Here is a 4,097-nt window from a genome sequence, read left to right on the forward strand (position 1 = left end):
GCGGCCGGCGCTCTGGTCGGCTACCTGCCAGGGTTGGCGATGCGGCGCATCGCGGACCTGCACCCGGGAGAGGCGAAGACCGACGCGCGGGATGCGGCGATCATCGCTGAGACCGCGCGGACGATGCCGCACACGCTCCGCTCGATCCAGGTCACCGACGAGCAAGTCGCCGAGTTGTCGATGCTCTGCGGGTTCGACGACGACCTCGCCGGGCAGATCACCCAAGTCTCCAACCGCATCCGCGGCCTGCTGACGCAGATCCACCCCGCCCTGGAACGGGTGATCGGGTCCCGGCTGGATCATCCCGCGATACTCGACCTGCTGCAGCGCTACCCGTCACCGGCGGCGATGCGATCAGCGGGTGAGGCGATGCGATCAGCGGGTGAGAAGAGGCTCGGGAACCGGCTCCTGAAGAACGCGCCCCGCAAGGGACGCGTCTGGGCCGCGGAGATCGCCACGGCTCTCGGTGAGCAGACCGTCGTGGTGACCGGCACTGACGCCGCCGCTCTGGTCCTCCCACGGCTGGCAGAGCAGCTCGCCGCGCTGCGCAGGCAGCGGGACGAGATCGCCGTCGAGGTCGAGAAGATCGTCGAGCAGCACCCTCTTCAGCCGGTCCTGACAAGCATGCCCGGAGTCGGCGTCAGGACCGCAGCCCGGCTCCTCACCGAAGTCACCACCAAGACCTTCCCCACCGCCGGGCACCTCGCCGCCTACGCCGGCCTCGCCCCCGTCACGAGACGATCCGGCACCTCGATCCGTGGTGAGCATCCATCCCGACGAGGGAACAAGATCCTGAAACGGGCAATGTTCCTCTCCGCGTTCGCCGCGCTCCGCGACCCCGAATCCCGCGCCTACTACGACCGGAAGATCGCCCAGGGCAAACGCCACAACCAAGCCCTCATCGCCCTCGCCCGACGCCGCTCCGACGTCCTCTACGCCATGCTCCGCGACGGCACCCTCTACCACACACGACTGCGATCGCCGCGTGAGCGGGATCAGGCCGCAGCGATGGGGCGCGACCAGGCGACTTCACGACCCAGCTGCCCGGTCTGCCGGAACAGTCGCACCTGATGGGTGTCAGCGAGCGCCTCGGCGAGCTCGTCACGGTCAGCAGACTCGAATCCCAGGCTCTGCCAGAACGGGCCCGACCGGCGACTGAACAGCCACGCCCTGCTCGCTCCCTCCTCGACCGCGTGCTCGAGCGCGAAGCTCGCAAGAGCGCTGCCGCGCCCACGGGAACGCTGCGCCGGGCTGACCGCGACGCTCCGGATCAGCGCATGGTAACCATCGGAGCTGATCTCATACCCGGTGCTACCAACGATCACGCCAGCGTTGTCGCGCTCGAGCCACAACCGCACGCTCGGGGCATCCAGGCCGCTCAGCGTGAGATCGACCTCGCTAAGAAACGCCGTCAGCGCCTCGACATCCGCCGGTCCGCACCGCTCAAGATCCACCCATCAAGTCAACCATTCGCGACCAGCAGGACTTGACGAACCACATAGGGGCCCCCTCCGCACGCCTTGCTTGCCGACGCCACGGGCTGACCGAGCGCGACCGGTGCGGGGGCGCCGCAGCCCCGGCGCCGAAGCGGGTGCTTGTGGGGCGCATGAGGAAGGACCCGGGCGGAGATATCTCCGCACCCGGCCCTCACCGTCGAATACCTATCGTGTCCAACCTGCCGGCGCATAGCTCCAGCCGAGGTAGGGAGCATTCGCCCAGCTATAGGGCTGCACCGTGATCTTTCCCCCCGTGGTGATCATCCGTCCGTCACCGGTCGCAATGGCGACATGGCCGTAATACCCGTTGACAGATGCTTTCCCGAAGAAGACAAAGGTCCCCTTCGGTGCCGTGCCCGATGTTCGCGTCAACCCTTTGCTCTTGAATCCCAGCCACATGTCATAAGCGGAGGCATAGCCCGCGTTGAGCTGTCCGTAGGCGCCGACCGACCAACGTGCACACCATCCGTCGATCGCCCGTCCCCAGGGATCACTCGTTGCACCGATCTGCGCAGCCGCCCAGGAATACGCCTTGGACTCCCGTGTAGTCGTGGACGAAGCACAGGGCGAGGTGACCGGGTTGTTCGAACCGGTATAGATCCACGCGTCCGTCACCCAACCGTTCGACACACCTTCCACGGAGTACCAGATCGTCGAAGCCCCGTAGGGACCGGTCACGCTGCTTCCGTTCCGGTAGCAGTTGATGCCGATACGAGTTCCCGGCGCGAGCGACTTCACTACCGAGTACTTAGTGCCGGGCCCACTGCGCACGTTGAGATTGACGCCCGACGTGATGACTGTTGCGGTGCTCTGTGCGGCAGCGGCAGGCGCCGGTGGCGCCACGAACAACCCCGTCGACACGACGGCCGCCGCGACCAGCGTCACCCGGAGAGCACGGAACACCCGGCGTCGATCCACGGTCGTCGCTCCCTGCAAGTAGGACATTTCATTTCCTTTCTGCGGCCCTTATCGGCCTCGAGTGAAATGATCCTGCGACTCCGCACCGTGGTCTACGGCGATTCTGCGGAATTGTTCAAGTCTGTACGAGGCCTTCACGCAAGTTCTACGATCAAGACATGGACAGCGAAGAGATGTGGCGGATTGCACGCCATGAGATCCGCCAAGCCATGGAGCGGAAGCGAATCTCGAATGCGCAACTCGCGTTTCTCATCGGCGGCGGCATCAGCGAAGACAAGGTATACAACTGGCGCTCTCGTACCCCCATCCCACTCCATCACCTGGTCCGGATCGCGCAGGTACTTCACCTCGGAGCTGACGGGAGCACGACGGCCGATCCCGGCTATCTGTTCATGAAAATGGGCTTGATCGCCGACACGAACGAAAGCGATGTCTACGCGCTCGCCTACCGACTGCAAAGACTCCGCTCCCGGATGGACGAGACTTTGGGGCGCCTCGGCAGCCAGTCACGGGCGTATGGCGCTCAGCTCATCCTTGACGCCGCTATCCGAGATGGCGCATGGTCCGTCGAGTTCAAGAGGTCGTTCGAGGGACCGCACGATTGCCGAATCCACGTCGCGGACCACCTCACAGTCCGAAAGGCCGACGGAAGCCAGACCACGGAGGAAGCGATATCTGGCGATGAGGAGCTTTCTCGAGCACTGTGGGCGGCACACGCCCTTCGTGACAGCGCCCGTGCTCCGCAGTCGGGCCCAAACGACGACTGGTCACGCTGGTCGATCCCCCACGTCGGGTCTCCGATGTCGCCGTCCGCGCGCAGCACTCACCCGATGGTCCCGTCGGTCTGCTGCTATTCGATCACTCCCCTGACGCTGACCAACAGCATCGCGCATTTCCTCGCACTTGCCCTCGGCTATGGTCTCACCACTACCCGCCTTCTTGCATTCGAAGCCGAGGGCCCCGTCTCAGCGCCGACTGCCCGCCGCGCCCGCTCCACCGCCCACCGGGTGCTCCTCGAGTCGCCGCCTGCGCGGCGGGTCTGGGCCCACTCGAGCCTGCCAGACGAGATCACTCCTAACCCCTTGGCTGCGCCCAGCGACGTTCCGGTCGTGTGGTTGCGCGAGGATGACTCTCTGCTTGAAGCGTACGCGCGAACGCCCGGCGCCCCGCGGCTGCATACCCTGCACGCACGACGCGATGAGGTGGCAAACGCCGCCGCTCAGGCCGATCGTGTGTTCACCGTCACCCAAACGGCGCTCGACGGTACCGATCGCTGGCAGCAAGCACTCAATGCCACTCTGCAGGTGCTCAACGAACTTCGCACGCACAGTTTTCTCTCCTCGACAGTCGACCGACAATGGCCCAGCGCGATGCGGGGCGACCCCGCCCTCGCGGGCCCCGTCCTACGGTGGCTGCAACGTCGGATGACCGGGACTCACCTTGAGCCGCAGCCTCTCACCTAGAGCGTGTCCTGCAAGTTCGGCGGGTCGCGGGTTAACGCCTGGTCTGGGCGTGTTAACAAGTTGGAGTGGTAGGTCGTGGAGAGTTGACGGATAAGGCATGTGTCGGCGGCCATGGAAAACTGCCCGTAGGCGGTCACGGGATCTGCCCGTGGGTGGCCAGGAGAACTGCCTGCTGGTGGCCATGAGTTCTGCCCACGTCTGATGGTTCCGCCCCGCGCGT

At 65.5% G+C, this 4,097-nt stretch carries 3 protein-coding genes and 1 pseudogene; 2 read left to right on the plus strand and 2 right to left on the minus strand.

The window, feature by feature from the left end; all coding sequences use genetic code 11:
- A pseudogene (locus tag ACK5KK_RS05060) lies at positions 1–963 on the plus strand (IS110 family transposase); the annotation flags it as partial.
- A gap of 32 nt (positions 964–995) precedes the next feature.
- On the opposite strand, the gene ACK5KK_RS05065 reads toward ACK5KK_RS05060, so the two are convergent.
- Positions 996–1,454: a GNAT family N-acetyltransferase gene (locus ACK5KK_RS05065; RefSeq protein WP_416889003.1), complete on the minus strand. Its 459-nt coding sequence runs from the start codon at positions 1,452–1,454 to the stop codon at positions 996–998.
- Between the two features lie 207 nt (positions 1,455–1,661).
- On the minus strand, positions 1,662–2,441 hold the full coding sequence (locus ACK5KK_RS05070) for an SH3 domain-containing protein (RefSeq protein ID WP_416889004.1): 780 nt from the start codon (positions 2,439–2,441) through the stop codon (positions 1,662–1,664).
- 131 nt (positions 2,442–2,572) lie between these two features.
- Here ACK5KK_RS05070 and ACK5KK_RS05075 point away from each other — a divergent pair, with 131 nt between their 5' ends.
- On the plus strand, positions 2,573–3,877 hold the full coding sequence (locus ACK5KK_RS05075; protein ID WP_416889005.1) for a hypothetical protein: 1,305 nt from the start codon (positions 2,573–2,575) through the stop codon (positions 3,875–3,877).
- Positions 3,878–4,097 lie beyond the last annotated feature (220 nt).

This window comes from Microbacterium sp., from assembly GCF_047972865.1.
Classification (GTDB): Bacteria; Actinomycetota; Actinomycetes; order Actinomycetales; family Microbacteriaceae; genus Microbacterium.